Consider the following 24,851-nt stretch of genomic DNA (forward strand, 5'->3'; position numbering starts at 1 on the left):
CGGATCGGGCCACGCCCTACTACATCGCGTAGAATGCTTTGGTGCGATCTCCCGAATCCCCCGCCCTGACCATCAGCGGGTTCATCAAGGATGTTGGCCCGCTGCCCAGCCTTGACGGCAAGATGCTGCGGGTGGTCAGCGGTTTGTCCCTCGTTGCCGAACGCGGGCAGGTCACCGCCCTGCTGGGCGCCAACGGGGCGGGCAAGACCACGACGATCGAGTGCGCCCAAGGCTTGCAGAAGCGCACCGGCGGCAGCATCAGCCTGCTCGGCCAGGACCCCGACACCGCCGGGGCGGAACTCCGCGCCCGCGTCGGGGTGATGCTCCAGGACGGCGGCCTACCGCCGTCGGCCCGGCCCATCCCCCTGCTCCGGCACATCGCCGGCCTGTACCAGGACCCCTGGCCGGTGGACGAGCTCATCGCCCGCCTTGGCATCGACACCTTCAGCCGCACCACGGTCCGGCGCCTCTCCGGCGGCCAGAAGCAGCGGCTCGCCCTTGCCGCGGCCCTGGTTGGCCGCCCCGAGGTGCTCTTCCTCGACGAGCCAAGCGCGGGCTTGGACCCGCAGTCCCGCCAGCTGGTGTTCGAACTGATTGCCGAACTGCGGGACCGCGGGATGGGCATCATCCTCACCACGCACCTGATGGATGACGCCCAGCGGCTGGCCGATTACGTCTACATCATCGACGCCGGCCGGAACGTCGCGGAGGGCACCGTCGCCCAGCTGCTGCGGCACGAGTTGACCACCGGCGCAGATCAGCACGTCCGCACGCTTCTCTTCGAAACCGAGCCGGGGTTGGATCTTTCCGGCGTGTTGCCGGCCGCAGTCGAGGTCCGGGAAACGCGGGCCGGCAGTTACAGCGCCACCGGAGCGCTGACCCCGGCCGATCTCGCCGCAGTGACGGCCTGGTGGGCGGAGCGCGGCATCATGCCCGCTTCGATGAGCCTCGCGGCCCGCAGCCTCGAGGACGTCTTCCTCGACATCTCCGGAAGGGAAACCCGATGAGCTCCGCCCCCGCCGGAACAACAGCCGGCACGCCGCTGGGCAGTGCCCCCGCTCCCCTGCTGCGGCGGGTCCTGCTGCAGGGGCGGTATGAGACGGTCACCATGCTCCGGAACGGCGAGCAGCTGATCCTGGCCGTCATCCTGCCGCTGCTGGCCCTGGTGGGCCTGACCGTCACTCCGCTGCTGGACGGCCTCGGCTCCAGCCGCGTCAATATCGCTGTGCCTGGGATCCTGGCGCTGTGCGCCATGTCCACGGCCTTCACCGGCCAGGGCATCGCTACAGGTTTCGACCGCCGGTACGGGGTGCTGCGATTCCTGTCCACGACCCCGCTGGGCCGGACCGGCCTGATCCTCGGCAAGGTGATTGCCGTGCTGGTGGTGCTGCTGCTGCAGGTGCTGGTGGTCACCGCCGTCGCCCTGCCGCTCGGCTGGCAGCCGTCAGCCGCGGGGCTGCTGCCCGGGTTCGCGTTGCTGGTCCTTGGCGCGGCGGCCTTCACCGCCCTCGGCCTGCTCGTGGCCGGCACGGTCCGGCCGGAGGCGACGCTGGCGATCACCAACCTGCTCTGGATCCTGCTCGGCGCCCTGGGCGGGATCGTCATTCCGGCCGAGCGGCTGCCCGCGCTCGCCCAGGCCACCGTGCATTTCCTTCCCTCCGGCGCGCTGGGCCAGGCGCTGCGGGATGCTTTCCTGCACGGCAGCATTAACCCTGCCGCCATGTTCGTCCTGCTGCTCTGGACCGCCCTCGCCGGCCTCGCAGCAACCCGTTGGTTCAAGTGGAATTGAGAAAATTGTGAGTACGGCTTCCCGCCCTCCCCGGATCATGTCCCGGATTTCCTCCCGGTTGCCCGTCACCGTCGACAAGACGGTCCGCCGGCTGGCCGTGCTGTCCCTGGTCGGTCAGACAGTGCTTGTGGTGACCGGCGGCGCCGTCCGCCTGACGGCTTCGGGCCTGGGCTGCCCCACGTGGCCTCGCTGCACGGACAGTTCGCTCGTGAACACCCCGGAGATGGGCATCCACGGCTTCATCGAGTTCGGCAACCGCCTGCTGACGTTCGCGCTGGCCGCCGTCGCCGTGCTGATGCTGGTCTACCTGTGGAACCTCCGGAGGGAACGCCGCGACCTTTTCCTGCTGGCCCTCGGCCTGCTCGCCAGCATTCCGGCCCAGGCCATCATTGGCGGCATCACGGTCCTCACCCAGCTGAACCCGTGGGTGGTGGGCCTGCACTTCCTCGTCTCGATGGCCCTCGTGGTGCTCGCCACGCTGCTCGTCAACCGCGCCTACGGAAGGACCGGCAAAGCCCGGGCCCGGGAGCTTCCCGCCCTGCCGGGTGCCGCACGCCCGGTGCTGGCCGCCGTCGCGCTCTTCTCCGCCCTGGCAGTCTGCCTCGGCGTCGTCGTGACCGGCGCGGGCCCGCACGCGGGTGACGCGAACGCGCCGCGCAACAACCTGGACTGGGATCTGTTCTCGCACATCCACGCCGTCCCGGCCTACCTCGTGACCGCCGGTGCCCTGTTCGGCGTGTTCCTCGTGCTCCGGGGCCGCATCACGGGTCCGTTCCGCACCGCGGTGTTCCTGCTTCTGGGCGTCACTGTGCTGCAGGCTGTCATCGGCTTCACGCAGTACTACAACGGCATCCCCGCGCTGCTCGTGGGCGCCCATATGCTCGGCGCGGCCCTGCTGATGAGCGCCTCCACCAACGCCGCCGACCTCGCCCGCAGCAGCGCGGTCAAGTAACGGCAAACTCCAACGCGGGGTCACATTGCGCCCATCCGGACGCCTGGGACCGGCGGAAAGGGACCCCGCGTTGCTTTGCCGGCCGGTAGCCTGACTTTGTCGAGAGAAAGGCAGCGCCGTGAACGGAGTCGTCGAAAGCCTCCTGAATATGAGTCCCGCGCTGGCCTTCACACTCGTGGCGTGCCTGGTATTCGCCGAAGACGCGGTCTTCATTGGCTTCGTGATTCCGGGCGAGACGGCCGCGGTCCTGGGCGGCGTGATTGCGAGCCGCGGGGAGGTGCCGCTGTTGGGCATGGCCGCCGTCGTGGTCACCGCGGCCATTGCGGGCGACACAGTGGGCTACGAAATCGGCAAGCACGTGGGTCCCCGCCTGCTGGACTTCAAACTAATGAAGCGGCGTCGGCGCGGCCTGGCCAGGGCCCAGGCCTTTCTCCGCCAACGAGGCGGCTCGGCCGTTTTCCTGGGCCGCTTCGTGGCGTTTTTCCGGGCCGTCATGCCCGCTCTGGCCGGCGCCTCCCGAATGCACTACCCGAAGTTCCTGGCCTTCAATGCGGCCGGTGGATTGGTGTGGGGAACGGGCTTCGTGCTGCTGGGCTTCTTTGCCGGGAACTCCTATGAAGCCGTAGCCAAGATGGCCGGCCGCGACATCACGGCGGCGATAGCTGTGCTCGGTGTGCTGGGACTCGGCCTCTGGCATCTGCGGCGCGGGCGCCGTGCCCGGCGGGATCTGCCGGAAGAGGCCGACCGCCGTGACGCTGCCGGCCCCGAAGAGCCCTGACCTCCCGCGCCTGCCTAGCCGCCGATGATCGAGGAGCCGATGAACGGGTCCACGGCCAGCGCGATGAAGAGCAGGGTGAGGTAGCTGATGGAGCCATGGAAGACCTTCATGGCGCCCTTGTTCGAGACGTCGCCGCCCTGGGCCCGGTTGTAGAGCGCGTGCGACTCGTACAGGAACCAGCCGCCCGCGGCGACGGCGGTGACGGTGTAGACCCAGCCGGCGCCGCCGACCGGGATCAGCAGCAGCGAGCAGGCAACCATGGCCCACGCGTACAGGACCACCTGCACGGAGACGACCTTGGCGCCGGCGATGGCACCGAGCATCGGCACGTTGGCGTTCCGGTAGTCCTCGCCGTAGCGCATGGACAGCGGCCAGTAGTGCGGCGGGGTCCAGAGGAAGATCACCATAAAGAGGACGACGGCGGGCCACTCCACCGTGTTGGTCACCGCGGCCCAGGCGATCAGCACCGGGAAGCAGCCGGCAGCCCCGCCCCAGACGATGTTCTGGGCAGTGCGGCGCTTGAGGATCATCGTGTAGATGACGACGTAGAACACGATCGCGCCGAGGCCCAGCCAGGCCGAGAGCGGGTTGGCGCCGAACCAAAGGATCGCGATGGCGGCCGCGCCGAGAAGCCACGAGAAGACCAGTGCTTCACGAGGGGTGACCTCGCCCGTGACCAGCGGACGGTTTTCGGTCCGGTGCATGAGCTTGTCGATGTCCCGGTCGATGTAGCAGTTGAAGGAGCCCGCGCTGCCGGCGGCAAACGCGCCGCCGACGAGGGTGGCCAGGATCAGTCCGAGGGACGGGAAGCCGCGCTCGGCGTAGATCATAGTGGGCAAGGTGCTGACCAGCAGGAGTTCGATCACCCGGGGTTTCGTGAGCGCCAGGTAGGCCTTGGCTTTGCGGGCGAAGCCGATCCGGGCCGGGGCCTGGGAGGCGTTAAGCGGCGTATCTGTTGTGCTCACGGTGGCAGTCACTCTGTTCTGTCTGGCTGTTCAGTCCGGCTGGTCGTCGCAGCGCGCCTAAGTCCGGCGCATTGCATTCGGAGGGGGTCCACGCGCAGCGCACAGGCGTGCCCTCGCCCCCATGGGTGGCCAGCCACCATCATACCGTGGCGGCAGCCGCGTTCCGGCCCCGAAGGCGCCCGCATGAGTCCGGCTGGTTAACACGGCCTCACCGCCGCCGCGGCACACGGTGATTCATATAAGCCCAAAACCGGTCCAATTCCTGAGATGCACCCTGCCCGGCAGGTGGAATGGGGCTAAGCTGTCTCACAGATCAGCACGCGCGGGCGGGCGCCCCAACGGCGCTCACGGACCCGTGCATGCGGCGCAAAGATAGATCAACGTTTCGATGGTGAACGGCTGGTACGAACCGCGGCGGGCACCGAACTGTGCCCCGGCGGTAGGCCCCCAAGGTAAATCCCCCAGCGGGAAAACCCCGAGGGAACCTCGTGCCACCGGCCGTCAGCACAGAGAGGGGCCCGGTTTTCGTGCCACATTTGGAAGAGCAAGAACTGTCATGGACTCATCTGGACGCCCGTGCCGTGGACACCGTCCGGGTGCTCGCGGCGGATGCGGTGGAGAAGGTCGGTAACGGCCACCCCGGCACGGCGATGAGTCTGGCTCCGGCCGCCTACCTGCTCTTCCAGAAGCTGATGCGCCATGATCCCGCGAACCCGCAGTGGTTGGGCCGCGACCGGTTCGTCCTGTCCCCCGGCCACACCTCCCTGACGCTCTACATCCAGCTCTTCCTCTCGGGCTACGGCCTGGAGTTGAAGGATCTGGAGGCGTTGCGGACCTGGGGTTCCCTGACCCCCGGGCACCCGGAGTACAAGCACACCGCCGGGGTGGAGATCACCACGGGCCCGCTGGGCCAGGGCCTGGCGTCCGCGGTCGGCTTCGCGTACTCCCAGCGGCGGATGCGCGGGCTGTTCGACGCGGACGCTCCCGCCGGCGAGTCCCCGTTTGATCACACGGTGTGGGTGATTGCCTCCGACGGCGACCTGCAGGAAGGCGTCACGTCCGAGGCGTCCTCGCTCGCCGGCCACCAGGAACTGGGCAACCTCGTGGTGATCTACGACGAGAACCACATCAGCATCGAAGACGACACCGACGTCGCGTTCACCGAGGACGTCCTGGCCCGCTACGAGGCCTACGGCTGGCACACCCAGCGGGTCGACTGGACCCGCACCGGCGAATACAAGGAGGACGTGCCCGAACTGCACGCCGCGCTGCTCGCCGCGAAGGCCGAGACCGGCAGGCCCTCCATCATCTCGCTGCGCACCATCATCGGGTGGCCGGCGCCGAAGAAGCAGAACACCGGCAAGATCCACGGCTCGGCGCTCGGCGCGGAGGAAGTCGCCGGCCTGAAGAAGGTCCTCGGCTTCGACCCGGAGCGGTCTTTCCAGGTTGACGACGAGGTTCTGGCCCACACCCGCGAAGCGCAGGCCCGCGGCGCCGCGGCCCGGTCCGAATGGCAGGCGGCCTTCGAGGCCTGGCAGTCCGGCAACCCCGAGGCGGCGGCCCTGCTCGAGCGCGTCGAGGCCCGCAAGCTTCCGGCCGACTTCGACGCCGCGCTGCCGGTCTTCGAAGCCGGCAAGGACGTCTCCACGCGCGCCGCGTCCGGCAAGGTCCTGAACGCGATCGGCCCGGTCATGCCCGAGTTGTGGGGCGGCTCCGCCGACCTTGCCGAGTCGAACAACACCACGATCGAAGGTTCGCCGTCGTTCATCCCGGCCTCCCGGCAGACCGAGGCGTGGAAGGGCAACCCGTACGGGCGGGTGCTGCACTTCGGCATCCGCGAACACGCCGCCGCGTCGATCGTGAACGGGATCAGCCTGGCCGGGGCAACCCGGGCCTTCTCCGGCACCTTCCTGATCTTCTCCGACTACCAGCGCCCGGCCATCCGGCTCGGCGCCCTGATGGGCGTCCCCTCGCTCTACGTCTGGACGCACGACTCGATCGGCCTCGGCGAGGACGGCCCCACCCACCAGCCGGTCGAACAGCTCGCCTCCCTGCGGGCCATCCCGGGCCTGGACGTCGTCCGTCCCGGCGACGCCAATGAGGTCGCCGCGGCGTGGAAGGCGATGCTCGAAAACCACGCCAACCCCGCCGGGATCGTGCTGACCCGGCAGAACATCCCCACCTGGGAGCGCGGAACCGGCGACGCCGACGGCGATACCTTCGCCTCCACCGCCGGGGTCGCCAAGGGCGGCTACGTCCTGGCCGAGGCATCCGCCGGCGGCGCGACCGCGGAGGCGCAGGTCATCCTGATCGGCACCGGCTCCGAGGTCCAGCTCGCTGTGGCCGCACGCGAAGCCCTGCAGGCCGAGGGTATCCCCACCAGGGTCGTGTCCATGCCCTGCGTGGAATGGTTCAACAAGCAGGACGCCGCCTACCGCGAGACGGTGCTCCCCGCCAACGTCAAGGCGCGCGTCTCGGTCGAAGCCGGACTCGCCCTCGGCTGGCGCGAGTTCGTCGGCGACGCCGGCCGCTCCATCAGCCTGGAGCACTTCGGAGCCTCGGCCGACTACAAGCGCCTGTTCCAGGAATTCGGCATCACCGCCGAGGCCGTGGCCGCCGCCGCCAAGGAATCCCTCGCCGGCCTCACGGCCTGACCCCCAACTTCACGCATTCCGGGCCGCCGCCCCTGCCGGCGGCGGCCCCAGACTCCAGGAGTGAACCATGAACACCACCCCCACCCAGCAGCTGTCCGACGCCGGCGTTTCCATCTGGCTCGATGACCTCTCCCGCGGCCGCCTCGAAACCGGGACGCTGCGCAAACTGATCGAAGAGAAGAACGTCGTCGGCGTCACCACGAACCCGAGCATCTTCCACGCCGCGATCACCACCGGCACGGACTACGACGCCAAAATCCGTGAAATGGCCGCCTCGGGCGCCAGCGTGGACGAGACCGTGTTCGCGATCACCACCACCGACGTCGCCGACGCCTGCGAGCTGTTCGCCCCGGTGGCCGCAGCGACGAACGGCGTCGACGGCCGCGTCTCCATCGAAGTGGATCCCCGCCTCGCCTGGGACACCGCCGGCACCATCGCCGAGGCCAAAGAACTCTACGGCCAGGTCAATAAGGACAACGTCCTGATCAAGATCCCCGCCACGATCGAGGGCCTCGAGGCCATCACCGCCACGCTGGCGAGCGGCATCAGCGTCAACGTGACCCTGATCTTCTCGCTCGAGCGCTACCGCGCAGTGATCAACGCCTTCCAGAGCGGACTCGAGCAGGCCAAGGAAAACGGCCACGACCTCTCGAAGATCCACTCGGTCGCCTCGTTCTTCGTCTCCCGCGTGGACACGGAAATCGACAAGCGCCTCGACGCGATCGGCACCGCGGAAGCCAAGGCGCTCAAGGGCAAGGCCGGCGTCGCCAACGCACGCCTCGCCTACCAGGTCTACGAGGAGCTCTTCTCCACCGAGCGCTGGGCCCTGCTCGCCGAGGCCGGCGCACGCCCGCAGCGGCCGCTCTGGGCGTCCACCGGTGTCAAGGATCCTGCCTACCCCGACACCCTGTACGTCACCGAGCTCGTCGCCCCCGGCGTGGTGAACACCATGCCGGAGAAGACCCTGGACGCAACCTACGACCACGGCGCCATCACCGGCAACACCATCACCCGAGGCTACGACGACGCTAACGCCACCCTCAACGCCCTGGATGCCCTCGGCATTTCCTACAACGAGGTCGTCGCCGTACTCGAGTCCGAAGGCCTCGACAAGTTTGTGGCAAGCTGGAAGGAACTGCTGGCCGACGTCGAGGGCGCCCTCGCCGCTGCACGGAAGGACGCATAGTCCCCCATGACCACTCTCAGCTACGACGCCACGGGCGCCGCCCGCCAGGCCCACGAACAGCACCTGCCCGCCCTGCTGGAGGACCGGGTCGCCACCCGGATCTTCGCCAAGGACGCCACCCTGTGGGGTCCCGACGCCGAAGCCGAGGCCGCGGTCCGGCTCGGCTGGGTGGAGGCCGCCACCGTCTCCCAGCCGCTCGTGGCGGAAATCCTGTCGCTCCGGGACGCGCTCCGGGCAGAAGGCGTGAGCCGGATTGTCCTGTGCGGCATGGGCGGTTCCTCGCTGGCCCCCGAGGTCATCGCCGGAACCGCCGGCGTCGAGTTGACGGTCCTGGACAGCACCGACCCCGAGCAGGTTGCTGCCGCCCTGGCGGACCGGCTCGCGGAGACCGCCATCGTGGTCTCCTCGAAGTCGGGTTCGACTCTGGAGACCGATTCGCAACGCCGGGTCTTCGAGCACGCCTTTACCGAGGCCGGGCTCGACGCGAAGGGCCGGATCATCATTGTCACCGACCCGGGCTCCCCGCTGGACAAGGCATCCCGCGAAGCCGGCTACCGCGCCGTCTTCAACGCCGACCCCAACGTAGGCGGCCGCTACTCGGCGCTGACCGCTTTCGGCCTGGTGCCGTGCGGGCTGGCCGGCGTGGACATCCAGGCCTTCCTGGACGAGGCCGAGGAGACCGCCGAGATCCTCAATGACGACAGCGAGGAGAACATCGGACTCGCACTCGGCGCCGCGCTGGGCGGCACCAACCCGCTACGCGACAAGATCGTCATCGCCGAGGACGGCTCCGGGATCGTGGGCTTCGCCGACTGGGCTGAACAGCTCATCGCAGAATCCACCGGCAAGCTCGGCACCGGCGTGCTGCCGGTCGTCGCCGGCCCGGATGCCCCGGAGGTCACCGGTGGCGCAGACGACGTGCTGGTGATCCGGCTGGTCGCAGCCGATGCCGACGTCGACCTCGGCTCCAACGAGGCGGCGATCGCAGGCGGCCTGGCAGCGCAGATGATGACCTGGGAGTTCGCCACCGCCGTCGCGGGACGGCTGCTGGGCATCAACCCGTTCGACCAGCCCGACGTCGAAGCCGCGAAGGTGGCGGCCCGCGGGCTGCTGGACGCGCAGCCGGAGCCGACGCCGGCCAGCTTCACCGACGGCGCCATCGAGGTCCGCGGCGGCGACTGGCTGGGCGGGGCGGGCACCGCGGCCGAAGCGGTCAGCGCATTGCTCGGCCAGCTTGGCGCCAACGGCTACCTCAGCGTCCAGGCCTACTTCGACCGGCTCAGCTACGCGCCGCTCGAGGGGATCCGGGACGAACTGGCCGCCCTCAGCGGCCGTCCCGTCACGTTCGGCTGGGGACCGAGGTTCCTGCACTCCACCGGCCAGTTCCACAAGGGCGGCCCGGCGATTGGCGTGTTCCTGCAGGTCACGGCGGCGTCCGCGACGGATCTCGCCATCCCGGAGCGTCCCTTCACCTTCGGTGAGCTGATCTCCGCCCAGGCCGCAGGCGACGCGCAGGTCCTCAGTGAACACGGCCGGCCCGTGCTCCGCCTCCATCTCACGGACCGTGCCGCCGGCGTCCGCCAGTTGCAGGGCCTCGTCTCCGCGCTGGCCGCCAGTTCGCTGGCCGGCCGCCCCGCATCCACCACCGAAAGCTAAGGCACCACAGCAACCATGCCACTCTCGCAAAACGGCGGCCGCAAGTCCGCGGGCCGGGGGCGCAATCCGCTCCGGGACCCGCGGGACCGCCGGCTGAACCGCATCGCCGGCCCATCCTCCCTGGTGCTCTTCGGCGTCACCGGTGACCTCGCCCGGAAGAAACTCATGCCGGCCGTCTACGACCTGGCCAACCGCGGGCTGCTTCCCCCCAGCTTCGCCCTGGTCGGATTCGCCCGGCGGCAGTGGGAAAACGAGGACTTCGCCGCCGAGGTGAAGGAGGCCGTCAAGAGCTACGCCCGGACCCCCTTCGACGAGACGGTGTGGAAGCAGCTCTCCGAGGGCATCCGTTTTGTCCAGGGTGAGTTCGACGACGACGACGCCTTCGAGCGGCTCAGCGAGACGATCGACGAACTGGACGAGCAGCGCGGCACGCGGGGCAACCACGCCTTCTACCTCTCCATCCCGCCGAAGGCCTTCGAACTCGTCTGCCGCCAGCTCTCTAAGCACGGGCTGGCCCAGGCCGAGGGCGACAAGTGGCGCCGGGTCGTGATCGAAAAGCCGTTCGGGCACGATCTCGAGTCCGCCCGACAGCTCAACGACATTGTGGAGTCGGTCTTTCCGCCGGACGCGGTTTTCCGGATCGACCACTACCTCGGCAAGGAGACGGTGCAGAACATCCTGGCGCTGCGCTTTGCCAACCAGCTGTTCGAACCGCTCTGGAACGCGAACTACGTGGACCACGTGCAGATCACCATGGCCGAGGACATCGGCACCGGCGGCCGCGCCGGCTACTACGACGGCGTGGGCGCGGCCCGCGACGTCATCCAGAACCACCTGCTGCAGCTGCTGGCCCTGACCGCCATGGAGGAGCCGATCTCCTTCAACGCGGACGACCTCCGCGCCGAGAAGGAAAAGGTCCTGGCCGCCGTACGGCTGCCGGAGGACCTCTCCACCCACTCGGCGCGCGGGCAGTTCACCGGCGGCTGGCAGGGCGGCGAGCAGGTCCTGGGCTACCTGGAGGAAGAAGGCATCCCCGCCGATTCCACCACCGAGACCTTCGCAGCGATCCGGGTGGACATCAACACCCGGCGTTGGAGCGGCGTGCCGTTCTACCTGCGGGCCGGCAAACGGCTGGGCCGCCGGGTGACGGAAATCGCCGTCGTCTTCAAGCGCGCGCCCAACCTGCTGTTCCGTGACCACGGCGAGGACGACTTCGGCCAGAATGCCGTAGTGATCCGGGTCCAGCCCGATGAGGGCGCCACGATCCGCTTCGGTTCCAAGGTCCCCGGCACACAGATGGAAGTCCGGGACGTCACGATGGACTTCGGCTACGGGCACTCGTTCACCGAGTCCAGCCCCGAGGCGTACGAACGGCTCATCCTGGACGTGCTGCTTGGCGAGCCTCCGCTGTTCCCCCGCCACGCGGAAGTCGAGCTGTCCTGGAAGATCCTGGACCCGTTCGAGGACTACTGGGCGTCCCTGAACGAACAGCCCGAGCCATACGCCCCCGGAAGCTGGGGCCCGGCCTCTGCCGACGAACTGCTCGCCCGCGACGGACGGACCTGGAGAAGGCCATGATCGTAGATCTTCCAGACACAACAACCTCCAAGATCTCAAAGAAGATCATGGCGCTGCGCGAACAGGGCGGCGTGATCGCCCTCGGCCGCGTGCTGACCCTCGTGGTCGTGACGAAGTCCGGTCTCGAAGAGGAGGCCATCCAAGCCGCCAACGAGGCGAGCCGCGAGCACCCGTGCCGCATCATCGTCCTCGCCGACGCTGGCGCCTCGAAGCCCACCCGGCTCGATGCCCAGATCCGCGTGGGCGGCGACGCCGGCGCATCCGAGGTCATCCTGCTCCGCGGCTATGGTGAGCTCGCGGAGGAAAGCGAATCCCTCGTGGCTGCCCTGCTCCTTCCGGACGCCCCGATCGTGGCCTGGTGGCCGCACGGCGCGCCCCGGAATGCCTGCGAGACGTCGATCGGCCGGATCGCGCACCGCCGGATCACGGACTCCGCGAACGAGGCGGACCCGCAGGCTGCGCTGGAGAATCTCCGCAGCACCTACAAGGCCGGCGACACCGACCTGGCCTGGACCCGCCTGACCAACTGGCGGATCCAGCTGGCCGCGGTCCTGGACCAGGTGGACGCGTCCCCGGTCACCGCCGTCGCCGTCGAAGGCGCCTCGGACTCCCCCAGCACCCTGTTGCTCGCGGCGTGGCTCACCCTGGCGCTGGACGCGCCGGTGACCATCGTGGCCGATCCGGCCGGCACCGGCATCCGGCGGGTACGCCTGTCCCGCACCGGCGGCGATGTGCAGCTGTTCCGGCCCGGCTTGACCGTCGCCGAACTGACGCAGCCGGGCCAGCCCGCCCAGCGCATCTCGCTGCCGCGCCGCAGCCTCAAGGACTGCCTAGCCGAGGAGCTCCGGCGCCTGGACCCGGACGAGGTCTTCGGCGAAGTGCTTACTATTGGACTGCCGCGTACCAACCTAAGGAGTGTCCGTCCCAGTGAGCGCTGACCCCAGAGTAAGCATCCATCCTGACTCGACGGTCCTGATGGCCGCGATCGCGGCACGCCTGATCACCAAGCTTGTGGATATCCAGGACAAGCACGGCGAGGCGACGGTGGTGCTGACCGGCGGCACCATGGGCATCGGCTCGCTCAAGGCGGTCGCCGAGTCGCCGGCCGCTCCGGCGGTGGACTGGTCCAAGGTGAACTTCTGGTGGGGCGACGAACGCTTCGTCGGCGCGGACGACGCCGACCGCAACGCCCGCCAGGCACACGAGGCGCTACTGGCCCACATCAATGTGGACCCGGCGCGCGTTCACGTTCCCGGGTCCACGGACGACTTCGAAACCCCTGAGGAGGCCGCGGCCGACTATGCCCGGCGGCTCGCCGAGGCGGCCGCCGCCGAGCACGCCGCCGACATGTCCGATGACCGTCCGGAGGAACCCGGCCGCCTGCCGCGGCTGGATATTGTGCTGCTGGGCGTGGGCCCCGACGCCCATGTTGCCTCGCTTTTCCCCGAGCAGGCTGGAATCCGGGAGAAGGACCTGACCGTCGTCGGCGTCCGCAACTCCCCCAAGCCGCCGCCGGCACGGCTGTCCCTGACGCTGCCGACGATCAACACCGCGAGCGAAGTGTGGATGGTGGTGGCCGGCGACGACAAGGCCGGCGCCGTGGGCCTGGCCCTGGCCGGCGCCAACCCGGTCCAGGTCCCGGCTGCGGGGCCGCGCGGGCGGTTCCAGACCCTGTGGCTGATCGATGAGGACGCGGCCTCACGCGTCCCCGAGCAGCTCGTCCGGAAGGGCGCGTCGGGCGCGTAGCTTTTCCAGCGCTCCGGCCAGCACGTCTTCGGCGTCCTGGCTGGAGCGTCTTTCTTTAACGTATTCCAGGTGGCTCTTGAAGCCTTCGACGGGCTCGTCCTCCAGCGCGAAGCGGGACTCGTCCCGGGTCGCAGTCCCGCCGCAGCGCCGGCAGTCCCAGACGCCAGGGATCTGGTCTTCCGGGAGCTTCGCGAACACCAGGGCCGTTTCATGGCCCTTGGCGCACCGATAGGTGACGCCGATCCGGGGCTGGCCGACGCCGCCACCGTCGAGGGGCTCATGGCGGGCCGGGGCGCCGGCGACGGCACCAACGCGGATGCCCCTGAATCCGGAAGCAGAATGCAGCATCGGGAACTCCTGGCTAGTCGGCTGGTGGTGTTTGCCAGCGATAGTTTATTCCTGGAGCTCCCGATGCGGGGAGGGCCGCAAGGCCCTTATGGAGTTTTAGGCGATGCGCGTAGTTAGGAGTCGCCGCCCGTGCTGAAGCGCATCAGCAGGCCGAGGGCGATGATGACAACGCCCCAGGTGACGCCAAGGATGATCGTGAAGCGGTTGAGGTTCCGCTCGGCAACACCCGAGGAGCTGAGCCCGGAGCTCATGCCGCCGCCGAACATGTCGGACAGACCGCCGCCACGACCCTTATGAAGCAGGATGAGCAAGGTCAACAGGAGGCTGGTGATGCCCAGCAGAACCTGCAGGATGACATGAAGAACGTCCACGACGGCCTTTCAGAAGAGGGGATTGCGGGGGCCAGTAGCTGTGTCCGGACTAGTCCGTCAGCAAGTGACTCTCGAACCTGACAATATTAGCAAACTCGGCGGCGTCCAGGCTGGCACCACCGACCAGCAATCCGTCCACGTCGCGTTCCTTGAGGATCGACGCGGCGTTGTTGGCCTTCACCGAACCCCCGTAGAGCAGGCGCGTCTTGGCGGCGACCGAGGCGTCGAAGAGGCTGGCCAGCTCCGCACGGATCGCGGCGCACATTTCCTGTGCGTCCTCCGGGCCGGCGACTTCACCGGTGCCGATGGCCCAGACGGGCTCGTAGGCGACAACCAGCTCCGCGGCCTGTTCCGGGCTGAGCCCTTCGACGCCGGCCCGGAGCTGCGCGAGGGTGTGCTCGACGTGGGTGCCGGCCTGGCGGACCTCGAGGCCTTCGCCGACGCACAGCACCGGCGTGATGCCGTGCCGGAAAGCCGCCTTGGTCTTGGCGTTGAGGATCTCGTCGGACTCGTGGTGGATGGTGCGGCGTTCGCTGTGGCCCACCAGGACGTAACGGCAGCCGAGCTTGGCGAGGAACTGCCCGGAGATGTCCCCGGTGTAGGCGCCGGAGTCGAACTGCGAGAGGTCCTGGCCGCCGTAGGCGACGTCCAGCTCGTCACCCTGGACGAGGGTCTGCACGCCGCGGAGGTCGGTGAACGGCGGGAACACGGCAACCTCCACCCGGCTGTAGTCGTGCTTGGCGTCGGACAGGGTCCAGGCCAGCTTCTGCAGGAGGGTGATGCCCTGGACGTGGTCCATGTTCATCTTCCAGTTGCCTGCGATGAAGGGCTTACGGTCGTACTTGCCGTTGGTTGACGTTGTCACGTGATCTCCAAAAGGTTCGTAGCAGTGAAAGAGCCGGCAGGGTGGCGTACGGGACGGCCACCCTGCCGGCTGGTGGTCCTAGCGGTCCAGGACGCTCAGGCCGGGGAGTTCCTTGCCTTCAAGGTATTCCAGGCTGGCGCCGCCGCCGGTGGAGATGTGTCCGAACTGGTCGTCGGCGAAACCGAGGGTCCGGACCGCAGCGGCGGAGTCGCCGCCGCCTACGACCGAGAACGCCGCGGTCTCGGTCAGGGCCTGGGCGACCGCCCGGGTGCCGCCGGCGAAGGCGGGGAACTCGAAGACACCCATGGGGCCGTTCCAGAAGACGGTCTTGGCGCCCCGGATCCGTTCCGCGAAGGCAGCCGCCGAGTCGGGGCCGATGTCCAGGCCTATGCCGGCGCCGCCGAAGCGGCTGGACTCCATCGAGTCGGCCGGAACCGTCTCGTGCTCCGCGTCCGCGGCGAACTTGCTGGCGACGACGACGTCGGTCGGGACGACGAATTCGGTCCCCGCGTCCGACGCCCGCTTGAGGTACTCCTGGACGACCGGGATCTGGTCCTCTTCCAGCAGGCTGCCGGCCACCTTGTGGCCCTCGGCTGCAAGGAAGGTGAACAGCATGCCGCCGCCCACCAGGATGGTGTCCGCCTTGCCGATCAGGTTGTCGATCACGGCGAGCTTGTCCGAAACTTTGGAGCCGCCGAGCACCACGACGTAGGGACGCTGTGTGTCGGTGGTGAGCTTGCGCAGCACCTCGACCTCGGTGCGGACCAGGTCGCCCTGGTAGGACGGGAGCCGGGTGGCGACGTCGTAGACGCTGGCGTGCTTACGGTGCACGGCGCCAAAGGCATCGTCCACGAAAGCGCCGTTGGCACCGGTGAGGGCCACCAGTTCATCCGCGAAGGCGCCGCGTTCGGCGTCGTCCTTGGAGGTTTCGCGGGCGTCGAAGCGCACGTTTTCGAGGACCAGGGCTTCGCCGTCCTGCAGCGCCGCGGCGGCCGTAGTCGCGGCCTCGCCTACGGTATCGCCGGCCAGGGTGACCCTGAACGGGGCGATCTCGGCCAGCCGGGCGACCGCAGGCTTGAGCGAGTACTTCTCGTCCGGGGAGCCCTTGGGGCGGCCGAGGTGCGCTGTGACCAGCACACGGGCACCGGCGTCCGTGAGCGTCGCCAGCACTGGCAGGGAGGCCTTGATCCGGCCGTCGTCAGTCACTGTAGAGCCGTCGAGCGGCACGTTCAGGTCACTTCTGACCAGAACGTACCGCCCGCGGACACCTTCAGCGATCAGTTCGTCGAGGGTGTGGAATGTCATGAGTCTTACCCTAGCCCAGCTTCGACGCGACGAGCTCCGTGAGGTCGACGAGGCGGTTGGAGTAACCCCATTCGTTGTCATACCAGGAAACAACCTTGACCTGGTTGCCGATGACCTTGGTCAGGCCGGAGTCGAAGATCGACGACGCCGGGTCCCCGACGATGTCCGAGGAGACGATCGGCTCGTCGGTGTAGGTCAGCAGGCCCTTCAGCTCGTCCGACTCGGAGGCGGCCTTCAGCGCGGCGTTGACCTCCTCGACGGTGGTTTCGCGCGAGACGGTGACGGTGAGGTCGGTGGCGGAGCCGGTGGGGACCGGGACGCGGATGGCGTAGCCGTCCAGCTTGCCCTTGAGCTCCGGGAGGACGAGGCCGATGGCCTTGGCGGCTCCCGTGGAGGTGGGAACCATGTTGATGGCGGCGGCGCGGGCCCGGCGGAGGTCCTTGTGCGGACCGTCCTGCAGGTTCTGGTCCGCGGTGTAGGCGTGGATCGTGGTCATCAGGCCACGCTCGATGCCGAAGGCGTCGTTGACCACCTTGGCGAGCGGGCCGAGGCAGTTGGTGGTGCAGGAGGCATTGGAGATGATGTTGTGCGCGGCCGGGTCGTAGAGGCCGTCATTGACGCCCATCACGATCGTGATGTCCTCGTCGGAGGCGGGGGCGGAGATCAGGACCTTCTTGGCGCCGGCGTCGATGTGCTTCTGCGCATCGGCTGCCTTGGTGAAGAAGCCGGTGGACTCGATGACGATGTCGACACCCAGCTCGCCCCAGGGCAGCTTGGCCGGGTCGCGCTCGGCGAGGACCTTCACGGTCTTGCCGTCGACGACGATGTTGCCGTCCTTTACCTCGATGGATTCGGCCAGACGGCCGCCGACGGAGTCGTACTTGAAGAGGTGGGCGAGGGCCTCCGGGCTGGTGAGGTCGTTGACGGCAACGATCTCAAGGTCGGCTCCCTGGGCGAGTGCGGCGCGGAAGTAGTTGCGGCCGATGCGGCCGAAGCCGTTGATACCAATACGTGTCGTCACGTTTTCAGTCTCCTTGGTGCTCTCTCAAGCACGACTAGTTGAGTAGGCGTTCAAGCCAACTAACAGATCCCGCACGCCATTGGGCAGAGATGATTACCAGATCGGAGGGCGACCAGCCACGTTGCTGAAGGCTAACCGCCTTCCGTGATCCATCTTACGTTTAACTGGACCCGCCCCCGCAAGTGCGGGGGCGGACCTTCCACGATCCGGGCCGAACGGCCCGAAATGTGAGCTTTGTTACAGTGATATTTCGGTCTGCCGCCCTTAGAGGGTGATCAGGCCGGTGGCGTTCTTCCGGGCGGCGTCGAAACGCTTGGCGACGTCGGCCCAGTTCACGATGTTCCAGAACGCCTTGACGTAGTCGGCCTTGACGTTGACGTAGTCCAGGTAGAAGGCGTGCTCCCACATGTCCAGCATCAGCAGCGGGGTGGTGCCCAGCGCCACGTTGCCCTGCTGGTCGTAGAGCTGCTCGATGACGAGGTTGCCGCCGATCGGCTCGTAGGCCAGAAAGCCCCAGCCGGAGCCCTGCAGGCCAAGGGCCGCGGCGCTGAACTGGGCGCGGAACGCGTCGAAGGACCCGAACGCATCGTCGATGGCGGCAGCGAGCTCGCCTTCGGGCTTGTCGCCGCCGTCCGGGGAGAGGTTCTTCCAGAACACGGAGTGGTTGATGTGGCCGCCGGTGTGGAAGGCGAGGTCCTTGGAGAGGCGGTTGATGTTGGCGAAATCGCCCTTATCGCGGGCCTCCGCCAGCTGCTTCAGCGCGTTGTTGGCGCCGGCGACGTAGGCCGCGTGGTGCTTGCTGTGGTGCAGCTCCATGATTTTCGCGGAGATGTGCGGCTCCAGCGCGGCGTAGTCGTAATCAAGTTCAGGCAGTACGTATTCGGTCACAAAATCCTCCAATGTCGTGGACGGCTCGTCCGGTTTTGCTAACTCTCGGATTGTGCATCCGGATGGTTCAACACCCGGAAGTTTTCATGGATGGGGATCCAGTGGTCATAGCCTCCGGCTGCGCCGGGGTATTCCCGGCCGCTGGATCCGATTCTGGCCCTGATCCCCGGCGGTGGCTACTCGTCCAGCATTTCCGGCGTCACGTTGGCCTCGGTCCCCGGGATGCCGAGGTCCTGCGCCCGCTTGTCCGCCATCGCCAGCAGCCGGCGGATCCGGCCGGCAATGGCGTCCTTCGTCATGACCGGGTCGGCGAGGCGGCCGAGCTCGTCGAGGCTGGCCTGTTTGTGGGCCACGCGCAGTTCGCCGGCGTATTTGAGGTGGTCCGGAACGTCGTCGCCGAGGATCTCGAGCGCGCGGTCCACACGGGCGCCGGCTGCGACTGCGGCCTGGGCCGAGCGGCGCAGGTTCGCGTCGTCGAAGTTGGCGAGCCGGTTCGCGGTGGCACGGACTTCCTTGCGCATCCGCCGTTCCTCCCAGACCATGAGCGCATCGTGCGCACCCATCCTGGTCAGCAGCGCGGCAATCGTGTCGCCGTCGCGGATCACCACGCGGTCCACTCCCCTGACTTCGCGGGCCTTGGCCTGGATGCCGAGGCGGCGCGCCGCGCCGACGAGCGCGAGGGCGGACTCCGGACCGGGGCAGGTGACCTCCATCGCGGAGGACCGGCCGGGCTCGGTGAGCGAGCCGTGGGCCAGGAACGCGCCGCGCCAGACCGCCTCGGCGTCGGCGGCGGAGCCGTTCACCACAACGGAAGGCAGGCCGCGGACGGGCCGGCCCCGGGCATCCAGCAGGCCGGTCTGGCGGGCGAGGGCCTCGCCGTCGCGGACCACCCGCACCACGTAGCGGCTGCCGCGGCGCAGCCCGCCGCCGGAGACCACGATGATCTCGCTCTGGTGTCCGTAGACTTCCGCGATGGCGGCGCGGAGCCGGCGGGCGGTCGACGCGAGGTCCACTTCGGCCTCGATCACGATCCGGCCGGAGATGATGTGCAATCCCCCGGCGAAACGGAGCATGGCGGACACCTCGGCCTTGCGGACCGAGGACTTCTTGATATCCAGCCGGGAAAGCTCTTCCTTGACTGATGCTGTCAGTGCCATGGCACCTTTCCTACCTGTTCCCGAAAATGTCGTGGTACGCCGTTGCCAGGCGCAGCGGGTCGTGGATCGGCCGGCGGCTCGACGCCCCTACTTTACCCAAGACCACCTCTGCTCCCAGCATCCCGGCGGCCCGTTCGAAGTCCGGCAGGTCAGGCACCGAGGCCGGGTCGGCCAGGACGACGTCGATCGTGAACTCGGGGGCGTACTCCCGCAGCACGCGCAGGTGGTCGGCGGCGGACATACCGAGGGTCTCCTTGGTGTCCGTGGCGAGGTTCATCGTGAGGCAGCGCCGGGCTTCGGTGCTGCACAGCGCGTCGCGCATCTCCGGGAGCAGCAGGTGCGGCAGGACGGAGGTGTACCAGGAGCCGGGGCCGAGGACCACCCAGTCCGCGAGCTCAATCGCGGTCAGCGCCTCGACGCAGGCGGGGGCGGACTCGGGCAGCAGGCGGACGGCCTCGAGCCGGCCGGCGATGGCGCACCGGGCCTGCCCGCTGACCGTCTCCAGCGCCGATGTGCCGTCGGGCCGGGAGACCCGGGCCTGGCCCTCGATGGTGAGCGGGGTGGTGGACATCGGAAGGACTTGCCCCCGGGCGCCGAGGAGCGCTCCGGCCCACTGCAGGCCGGCCACGGTGTCCCCCAGCAGCTCCCACAGTGTGACGATCAGCAGGTTGCCCATGGCGTGCTCGTCGAGGGAGCCGCCGCGGCCCTTGCCGGGGACAAAACGGTGCTGCATGACGTCACGCCAGGTCCGGCCCCAGTCGGTGTCGTCGCAGAGCGCGGAGAGCGCCATCCTGAGGTCACCGGGCGGCAGCACGCCGTACTCCTCGCGCAGCCGGCCGGAGGAGCCGCCGTCGTCCGCGACCGTGACGATGGCGGTCAGCTCCGAGGTGAGCAGGCGCAGGGCCGAGAGCGAGGCGGAGAGGCCGTGGCCGCCGCCCAGGGCGACCACGGAGGGGCCTTTGTCCTGCTGGCCGGCGAAGGCCGCGCTGGCGGCCGGCACCAGGGGCAGGGGCCCGGTCAGGAGCGCCATTATTCGCGGCCCAGATCCCGGTGGGTGGTGGTGACGGTGACGCGGGGGTATTGTGCGAGCCGGCGTGAGAGTTCAACGGCAACGGCTACCGAGCGGTGCTTCCCGCCGGTGCAGCCGACGGCGATCGTCGCGTAGTGCTTGTTCTCGCGCCGGTAGCCGTCCAGGACCGGTTCGAGCGCCAGCACGTAGCGTTCAACGAAGTTGCTGACGCCTTCCGCTTCGAGCACGTAGTCACTGACGTCCTTGTCCAGCCCGGTGTGCGGGCGCAGCTGCGGCACCCAGTGCGGGTTCGGGATGAATCGGGCGTCGGCGACGAAGTTGGCGTCCACGGGCAGACCGTACTTGAAGCCGAAACTCATGACGTTTAGGCGCAGTGCCACCGGGCCGGTTTCGCTGAACAGCTCGGTGATGGCGGTCGCGAGGCCGTGGACATTGAGCGCGGAGGTGTCCAGGACGATGTCCGAGGATTCGCGCAGTTCGTGCAGCAGCTCACGCTCCGCGGCAATGCCGTCGAGGATCCGGCCGCCGCCCTGCAGCGGGTGCGGGCGCCGGCCCTGTTCGAAGCGGCGGACCAGCACGTCGTCGCTGGCGTCCAGGAACAGGACCCGGAAGGTGGCACCGCTGGCCTCGAGATTGCGCAGCGCGGTGCGGATGTCCGCGAAAAGATCCTTGCTGCGGACGTCCATAACGACGGCGAGCTTGGAGATGGAGCGCGGGGCGTGGGAGACGAGTTCCGCGAGCGTTCCGAGCATCTGTGGCGGCAGGTTTTCCACGACGTACCAGCCGTGGTCTTCGAGGGCATCCGAGGCGGTGCTCCGGCCTGCCCCCGACATCCCGGTCACCACGAGCAGCTCCGCCTCTACGGGCTTGACGGGGGTCAACCCGTCCGCTTCCACGCCGGATCCTGCCGTTGACTCTGCCATCAGTCGTGCCCCATCTCTGCTGTTTGCTCTGCCGCGAGGCCGGGGCGCGGGGCAGTTGCCTGCCGGCCGCGTCCTACCTCAGCTCCTTACCCTAGCCAAGATTGCCGGAGCTAGCTAAGTTTCGAGGATTTCACCGGTCGTCATGTTGATGGCCGGCGCAACCGGCCCGTCCGCGCCCGAGTCGTCGCTAAAATGCCGCACGATGGCGCCGGCCAGTGCGGGGCCGATGCCCTTCGCGGCTGTCAGCTCTTCGATGCTGGCGGCCCGAATGCCCTTGACCGAGCCGAACTGGTTTAGCAGCGCCTTGCGCTTGGACTCGCCCAGGCCGGGGACGCCGTCGAGCGCGGAGGCGGTCATGGCTTTGCCGCGCTTTTGCCGGTGGAAGGTGATGGCGAAGCGGTGCGCTTCGTCGCGGATCCGCTGCAGTAGGTAAAGGCCGGCCGAAGCGCGCGGCAGGATGACCGGGAAGTCGCTGTCCGGCAGCCAGACCTCCTCAAGCCGTTTGGCCAGTCCGACGACGTAGACGTCGTCGATACCGAGTTCGGCCAGGGCGCGGGCGGCGGCGTTGACCTGGGGCTTGCCGCCGTCGACGACGACGAGGTTGGGCGGGTAGGCAAACTTCGTCCGTGGCGCCGGCGTCGTGGTGTCCTCAAGCGGGGCGTCGGCCACGGCGGCGGCCTGGGCGGCAGCCAGGGGCGAGGAACCGGAGTCCGTCTTCTCGGCCTGTTCCTGCAGGTAGTTCCGGAAACGCCGCGTCAGGACGTCGTGCATGGCGGCGGTGTCGTCGTTGGCGGCCTCCCCCGTGACCGAGAACTTCCGGTAGTCCGATTTCTTGGGCAGGCCGTCCTCGACCACCACCATGGAACCCACGACGTTGGTGCCCTGCACATGCGAGATGTCGAAGCATTCGATCCGCAACAGAGCGACGGGCAGGTCAAGGGCTTCCTGGAGTTCCTGAAGCGCCTGGGAACGCATGGTCAGGTCGCCGGCGCGGCGGGACTTGTGCAGCTTGAGCGCGTGTTCGGCGTTGTCACGCACGGTGGAGAGCAGCGCGGCCTTGTCGCCGCGCTGCGGCACGCGGACGTCCACCCGGGCGCCGCGCAGCCCGCTGAGCCACTGGGCGAGCTCGGCGGCATTGCTGGGCTCGGCGGGGACCAGCACCTCGCGGGGCAGCCGGCCCTGGCTTCCGGCTTCCTCGCCGTAGACCTGCTGCAGCAGGTGTTCCACGAGGTCTGGGGTGGTGGAATCCTCGACTTTTTCCACCACCCAGCCGCGCTGGCCGCGGATCCGCCCGCCCCGCACGTGGAAGACCTGGACCGCCGCCTCGAGTTCGTCCTCGTACAGCGCGAACACGTCCGCGTCGGTGTCTTCGGCGAGGACCACGGCGTTGCGTTCAAAGACCTTCTTCAGCGCGACGATGTCGTCCCGGACCCGGGCGGCGCGTTCGTAGTCGAGCTCGGCCACGGCGGCGGCCATGTCCTTCTCCAGCCGGGAGACGAAGCGCTTGGCTTCGCCGCCCATAAAGGCGCAGAAATCCTCGGCGAGGGCCCGGTGGTCTTCGGCCGAGATGCGGCCCACGCAGGGGGCGGCGCATTTGTCGATGTAGCCGAGCAGGCAGGGCCGACCGCTGGCCTCGGCGCGCTTCAGGACCCCGGGGCTGCAGCTGCGGACCGGGAAGACCCGCAGCAGGGTGTCCATGGTGTCGCGGATGGCTCCCGCCGTGTACGGGCCGAAATACCGTGTCCCCTTGCGCCGTTCGCCGCGCAGGACCTGTACCCGGGGGTACTTCTCCCCCATCGTGACGGCCAGGTAGGGGTAGGATTTGTCGTCCCGGAACATCACGTTGAACCGCGGCTTGAATTCCTTGATCCAGGTGTATTCCAGCTGCAGCGATTCCAGCTCGCTGCCCACCACCGTCCACTCCACGCTGCTGGCGGTATGGACCATCGCGTAGGTCTTGGGCAGCAGGCCGGCGGGGTTGGCGAAGTAGGAGTTCAGCCGCGAGCGGAGGTTCTTGGCCTTGCCCACGTAAATGACCCGGCCGTGCGGGTCGCGAAAGCGGTACACACCCGGGTTGTTCGGGATCTCCCCGGTCTGGGGCCGGTAACTAGCTGGATTTGCCACTGATCTATTCTACTGAACCTTCACGGAGCCGGCCGGTAAGGGCCCGCCGGCGTAGCGGACGCACGGCCCCGAAGGGGCGCGCAGGCGGGGTGCCCCGATTAGTCGACGCTCTTGCTCTGGTTGTAGGTGGTGGCCCGTTGCTGCCCGCTGAGTTCCGCGATGGCGTCCATAATGCGGTCCGTGACCTGGCGCCGCGCCGGGAGGGAATGGTCCGGCCCGGTCTTCTCGAAGTAGAGCGGCTCGCCCACCTTCATGGTGAAGTGCTGGGGCTTGACCTTGTTGCTGTCCGCGGGTTGCAGGTTCTCCGTGCCGATCAGTCCGACCGGGATCACGGGGGCGCCGGTGGTGAGGGCAAGCCAGCCGACGCCGGTGCGGCCGCGGTAGAGGATGCCGTCGCGTGAGCGGGTGCCCTCCGGGTAGATTCCCACGCCCTTGCCGGCGTCGAGGATGTCCAGCAGCGTCTTCAGTGCCTGGACACTGGCGGCCTGTTCACCGCGTTCGACCGGGATGGAGCCCACGGCCTCGAAGAAGGACTTCATCATCCGGCCCTTGGCGCCGCCGGTGGTGAAGTATTCCGCTTTGGCGAAGAACGCCACCGGCCGAGGCATAAGGGCCTGCACGATCACGCTGTCCAGGAAGGAGAGGTGGTTCGGCGCCACGATGAAGGGGCCTTCCTTGGGCACATTCTCGAGGCCGATCACGGTAGGACGGCAGGTCGAGGAGATGAGCCCGCGGGTGGTCCAGCGGATCGCGTCAAACATTGCCAATGGTGTGCACCTCATTCAGGGCTTCGGTCCCCGGGCGTTCGGAGAGTCTGGTGATCGTAGCGTGGAGCGCCAGGGTGGTGTGCACGATCTCGACGGCGCCGGCCGCGTGCAGTTCGCCGTCGGGCGCAAAACCCCAGCCTACGCCGATGCAGTCGAGTCCGTTCGCAGCCGCCCCGGCCACGTCCTGTGCCCGGTCCCCCACCATCACCGCATATTCGCTGTCCGCGCCATACCGGGTGGAGAGGTCCGCCAGCGCCGCGGCCACGATCGAAGCTTTCCCGGACGGCGCACCGGCGGCTGCCGCCTCGTCGGCGGCCGAGCCGCGGATGGTGTGGAACAGGGCGGCGATGCCGTGGTGCTCCAGGACGGTGCGGGCGATGCCTTCGGGCTTCTGGGTGGCGACGGCGACGGGCCGTCCTGCCTCGACCAGGGTTTCCAGCAGCGCCCGGATGCCCGGGTAAAGCCTGCTTTGGGCGATGCCGGTGGCCAGGTAGTGCCCGCGGTAGATGCGGATGGCGTCGTCGAGCTGTTCGGGCGGGACCCCCGCGATATCCCTCAGTGAGTGGCTGAGCTTCGGCCCGATCATGGCGTCCAGCCGGTCCGTGCCCGGCACCGGCAGGCCGAGTTCGGTGAGGGCCGCCGCGATTCCGTCCGTGATCCCCCCGGCCGGGTCGACAAGAGTGCCGTCGAGGTCAAAGATAACGGGCACGGTGGTATGGGTCACCGGAGTAGTTTCTCACGACCGCGC

At 68.5% G+C, this 24,851-nt stretch carries 23 protein-coding genes; 10 read left to right on the plus strand and 13 right to left on the minus strand.

Annotation, left to right across the window (positions count from 1 at the left end; genetic code table 11):
• The first annotated feature begins 41 nt into the window (after positions 1-41).
• The 4 genes from ACZ5Z0_RS01755 to ACZ5Z0_RS01770 all read left to right on the plus strand — a co-directional run bounded on the left by ACZ5Z0_RS01755 (position 42) and on the right by ACZ5Z0_RS01770 (position 3,519).
• Positions 42-1,007 carry an ABC transporter ATP-binding protein gene (locus tag ACZ5Z0_RS01755; RefSeq protein WP_464109622.1) on the plus strand — a complete coding sequence of 322 codons (966 nt, stop codon included), beginning with the start codon at positions 42-44 and terminating at the stop codon, positions 1,005-1,007.
• Positions 1,004-1,789, plus strand: a complete 786-nt coding sequence (locus ACZ5Z0_RS01760) for an ABC transporter permease (RefSeq protein WP_464109623.1) — start codon at positions 1,004-1,006, stop codon at positions 1,787-1,789. Before ACZ5Z0_RS01755 ends, ACZ5Z0_RS01760 begins: the two co-directional genes overlap by 4 nt.
• 7 nt (positions 1,790-1,796) lie before the next feature.
• Positions 1,797-2,741 carry a COX15/CtaA family protein gene (locus ACZ5Z0_RS01765; protein WP_464109624.1) on the plus strand — a complete coding sequence of 315 codons (945 nt, stop codon included), beginning with the start codon at positions 1,797-1,799 and terminating at the stop codon, positions 2,739-2,741.
• A gap of 118 nt (positions 2,742-2,859) precedes the next feature.
• Complete coding sequence (locus tag ACZ5Z0_RS01770) at positions 2,860-3,519, plus strand: DedA family protein (protein ID WP_464109625.1); 660 nt, start codon at positions 2,860-2,862, stop codon at positions 3,517-3,519.
• Positions 3,520-3,533: 14 nt separating this feature from the next.
• On the opposite strand, the gene ACZ5Z0_RS01775 is transcribed toward ACZ5Z0_RS01770, so the two are convergent.
• The gene (locus ACZ5Z0_RS01775) at positions 3,534-4,496 is read right to left on the minus strand and encodes a heme o synthase (protein ID WP_464109626.1); all 963 of its coding nucleotides are present in this window, start codon (positions 4,494-4,496) and stop codon (positions 3,534-3,536) included.
• A 524-nt stretch (positions 4,497-5,020) separates the two neighbouring features.
• Here ACZ5Z0_RS01775 and tkt point away from each other — a divergent pair.
• From tkt to pgl, 6 genes are all read left to right on the plus strand, one after another.
• Positions 5,021-7,138, plus strand: a complete 2,118-nt coding sequence (gene tkt / locus ACZ5Z0_RS01780) for a transketolase (protein ID WP_464110680.1) — start codon at positions 5,021-5,023, stop codon at positions 7,136-7,138.
• A 67-nt stretch (positions 7,139-7,205) separates the two neighbouring features.
• Positions 7,206-8,324 (plus strand): transaldolase, encoded by a 1,119-nt coding sequence (gene tal, locus ACZ5Z0_RS01785; RefSeq protein WP_138769387.1) that lies wholly within the window; start codon positions 7,206-7,208, stop codon positions 8,322-8,324.
• A 6-nt stretch (positions 8,325-8,330) separates the two neighbouring features.
• Positions 8,331-9,980, plus strand: coding sequence for a glucose-6-phosphate isomerase (locus tag ACZ5Z0_RS01790; RefSeq protein ID WP_464109627.1), 1,650 nt, complete (start codon positions 8,331-8,333; stop codon positions 9,978-9,980).
• A 15-nt stretch (positions 9,981-9,995) separates the two neighbouring features.
• Positions 9,996-11,558 (plus strand): glucose-6-phosphate dehydrogenase, encoded by a 1,563-nt coding sequence (gene zwf / locus ACZ5Z0_RS01795; RefSeq protein ID WP_464109628.1) that lies wholly within the window; start codon positions 9,996-9,998, stop codon positions 11,556-11,558.
• Entirely contained in the window at positions 11,555-12,496 is a 942-nt protein-coding gene (locus ACZ5Z0_RS01800; protein WP_464109629.1) for a glucose-6-phosphate dehydrogenase assembly protein OpcA, read from the plus strand. The genes zwf and ACZ5Z0_RS01800 overlap by 4 nt, the downstream gene beginning before the upstream one ends.
• A gap of 37 nt (positions 12,497-12,533) precedes the next feature.
• Positions 12,534-13,304: a 6-phosphogluconolactonase gene (pgl, locus tag ACZ5Z0_RS01805; protein WP_464110681.1), complete on the plus strand. Its 771-nt coding sequence runs from the start codon at positions 12,534-12,536 to the stop codon at positions 13,302-13,304.
• On the opposite strand, the gene ACZ5Z0_RS01810 is transcribed toward pgl, so the two are convergent.
• The 12 genes from ACZ5Z0_RS01810 to ACZ5Z0_RS01865 all read right to left on the minus strand — a co-directional run bounded on the left by ACZ5Z0_RS01810 (position 13,257) and on the right by ACZ5Z0_RS01865 (position 24,827).
• Positions 13,257-13,652, minus strand: a complete 396-nt coding sequence (locus ACZ5Z0_RS01810) for an RNA polymerase-binding protein RbpA (protein ID WP_138769392.1) — start codon at positions 13,650-13,652, stop codon at positions 13,257-13,259. The genes pgl and ACZ5Z0_RS01810 overlap by 48 nt on opposite strands.
• A 113-nt stretch (positions 13,653-13,765) precedes the next feature.
• Positions 13,766-14,023 (minus strand): preprotein translocase subunit SecG, encoded by a 258-nt coding sequence (gene secG, locus ACZ5Z0_RS01815; protein ID WP_464109630.1) that lies wholly within the window; start codon positions 14,021-14,023, stop codon positions 13,766-13,768.
• A 49-nt stretch (positions 14,024-14,072) separates the two neighbouring features.
• Positions 14,073-14,888, minus strand: a complete 816-nt coding sequence (tpiA, locus tag ACZ5Z0_RS01820; RefSeq protein WP_464109631.1) for a triose-phosphate isomerase — start codon at positions 14,886-14,888, stop codon at positions 14,073-14,075.
• A gap of 78 nt (positions 14,889-14,966) precedes the next feature.
• Positions 14,967-16,193, minus strand: a complete 1,227-nt coding sequence (locus ACZ5Z0_RS01825; RefSeq protein WP_464109632.1) for a phosphoglycerate kinase — start codon at positions 16,191-16,193, stop codon at positions 14,967-14,969.
• Positions 16,194-16,203: 10 nt separating this feature from the next.
• Entirely contained in the window at positions 16,204-17,214 is a 1,011-nt protein-coding gene (gene gap / locus ACZ5Z0_RS01830; RefSeq protein ID WP_138769396.1) for a type I glyceraldehyde-3-phosphate dehydrogenase, read from the minus strand.
• 264 nt (positions 17,215-17,478) lie between these two features.
• The gene (locus tag ACZ5Z0_RS01835) at positions 17,479-18,102 is read right to left on the minus strand and encodes a superoxide dismutase (RefSeq protein WP_464109633.1); all 624 of its coding nucleotides are present in this window, start codon (positions 18,100-18,102) and stop codon (positions 17,479-17,481) included.
• Between the two features lie 176 nt (positions 18,103-18,278).
• A complete protein-coding gene (gene whiA / locus ACZ5Z0_RS01840) occupies positions 18,279-19,259 on the minus strand; it encodes a DNA-binding protein WhiA (protein WP_066438143.1) in 981 nt (326 codons plus the stop codon).
• A gap of 10 nt (positions 19,260-19,269) precedes the next feature.
• On the minus strand, positions 19,270-20,289 hold the full coding sequence (locus tag ACZ5Z0_RS01845) for a gluconeogenesis factor YvcK family protein (protein ID WP_464109634.1): 1,020 nt from the start codon (positions 20,287-20,289) through the stop codon (positions 19,270-19,272).
• Positions 20,289-21,212, minus strand: a complete 924-nt coding sequence (gene rapZ, locus ACZ5Z0_RS01850) for an RNase adapter RapZ (RefSeq protein ID WP_464109635.1) — start codon at positions 21,210-21,212, stop codon at positions 20,289-20,291. Before rapZ ends, ACZ5Z0_RS01845 begins: the two co-directional genes overlap by 1 nt.
• A 114-nt stretch (positions 21,213-21,326) precedes the next feature.
• Positions 21,327-23,336, minus strand: a complete 2,010-nt coding sequence (uvrC, locus tag ACZ5Z0_RS01855) for an excinuclease ABC subunit UvrC (RefSeq protein WP_464109636.1) — start codon at positions 23,334-23,336, stop codon at positions 21,327-21,329.
• Between the two features lie 98 nt (positions 23,337-23,434).
• Positions 23,435-24,103: a lysophospholipid acyltransferase family protein gene (locus tag ACZ5Z0_RS01860; RefSeq protein ID WP_138769401.1), complete on the minus strand. Its 669-nt coding sequence runs from the start codon at positions 24,101-24,103 to the stop codon at positions 23,435-23,437.
• Positions 24,090-24,827, minus strand: a complete 738-nt coding sequence (locus ACZ5Z0_RS01865) for an HAD hydrolase-like protein (protein WP_464109637.1) — start codon at positions 24,825-24,827, stop codon at positions 24,090-24,092. Before ACZ5Z0_RS01865 ends, ACZ5Z0_RS01860 begins: the two co-directional genes overlap by 14 nt.
• Between the last annotated feature and the right edge of the window lie 24 nt (positions 24,828-24,851).

This window comes from Arthrobacter sp. T2-23 (genome assembly GCF_055398325.1).

Coding starts and splice junctions, on each gene's coding strand:
- ACZ5Z0_RS01760 (WP_464109623.1), top strand. CDS start 1,004: ATGAGCTCCGCCCCCGCCGGAACAACAGCCGGCACGCCGCTGGGCAGT.
- tal (WP_138769387.1), top strand. CDS start 7,206: ATGAACACCACCCCCACCCAGCAGCTGTCCGACGCCGGCGTTTCCATC.
- ACZ5Z0_RS01790 (WP_464109627.1), top strand. CDS start 8,331: ATGACCACTCTCAGCTACGACGCCACGGGCGCCGCCCGCCAGGCCCAC.
- zwf (WP_464109628.1), top strand. CDS start 9,996: ATGCCACTCTCGCAAAACGGCGGCCGCAAGTCCGCGGGCCGGGGGCGC.
- ACZ5Z0_RS01800 (WP_464109629.1), top strand. CDS start 11,555: ATGATCGTAGATCTTCCAGACACAACAACCTCCAAGATCTCAAAGAAG.
- pgl (WP_464110681.1), top strand. CDS start 12,534: ATGGCCGCGATCGCGGCACGCCTGATCACCAAGCTTGTGGATATCCAG.
- ACZ5Z0_RS01810 (WP_138769392.1), bottom strand. CDS start 13,652: ATGCTGCATTCTGCTTCCGGATTCAGGGGCATCCGCGTTGGTGCCGTC.
- ACZ5Z0_RS01825 (WP_464109632.1), bottom strand. CDS start 16,193: ATGACATTCCACACCCTCGACGAACTGATCGCTGAAGGTGTCCGCGGG.
- whiA (WP_066438143.1), bottom strand. CDS start 19,259: ATGGCACTGACAGCATCAGTCAAGGAAGAGCTTTCCCGGCTGGATATC.
- ACZ5Z0_RS01845 (WP_464109634.1), bottom strand. CDS start 20,289: ATGGCGCTCCTGACCGGGCCCCTGCCCCTGGTGCCGGCCGCCAGCGCG.
- rapZ (WP_464109635.1), bottom strand. CDS start 21,212: ATGGCAGAGTCAACGGCAGGATCCGGCGTGGAAGCGGACGGGTTGACC.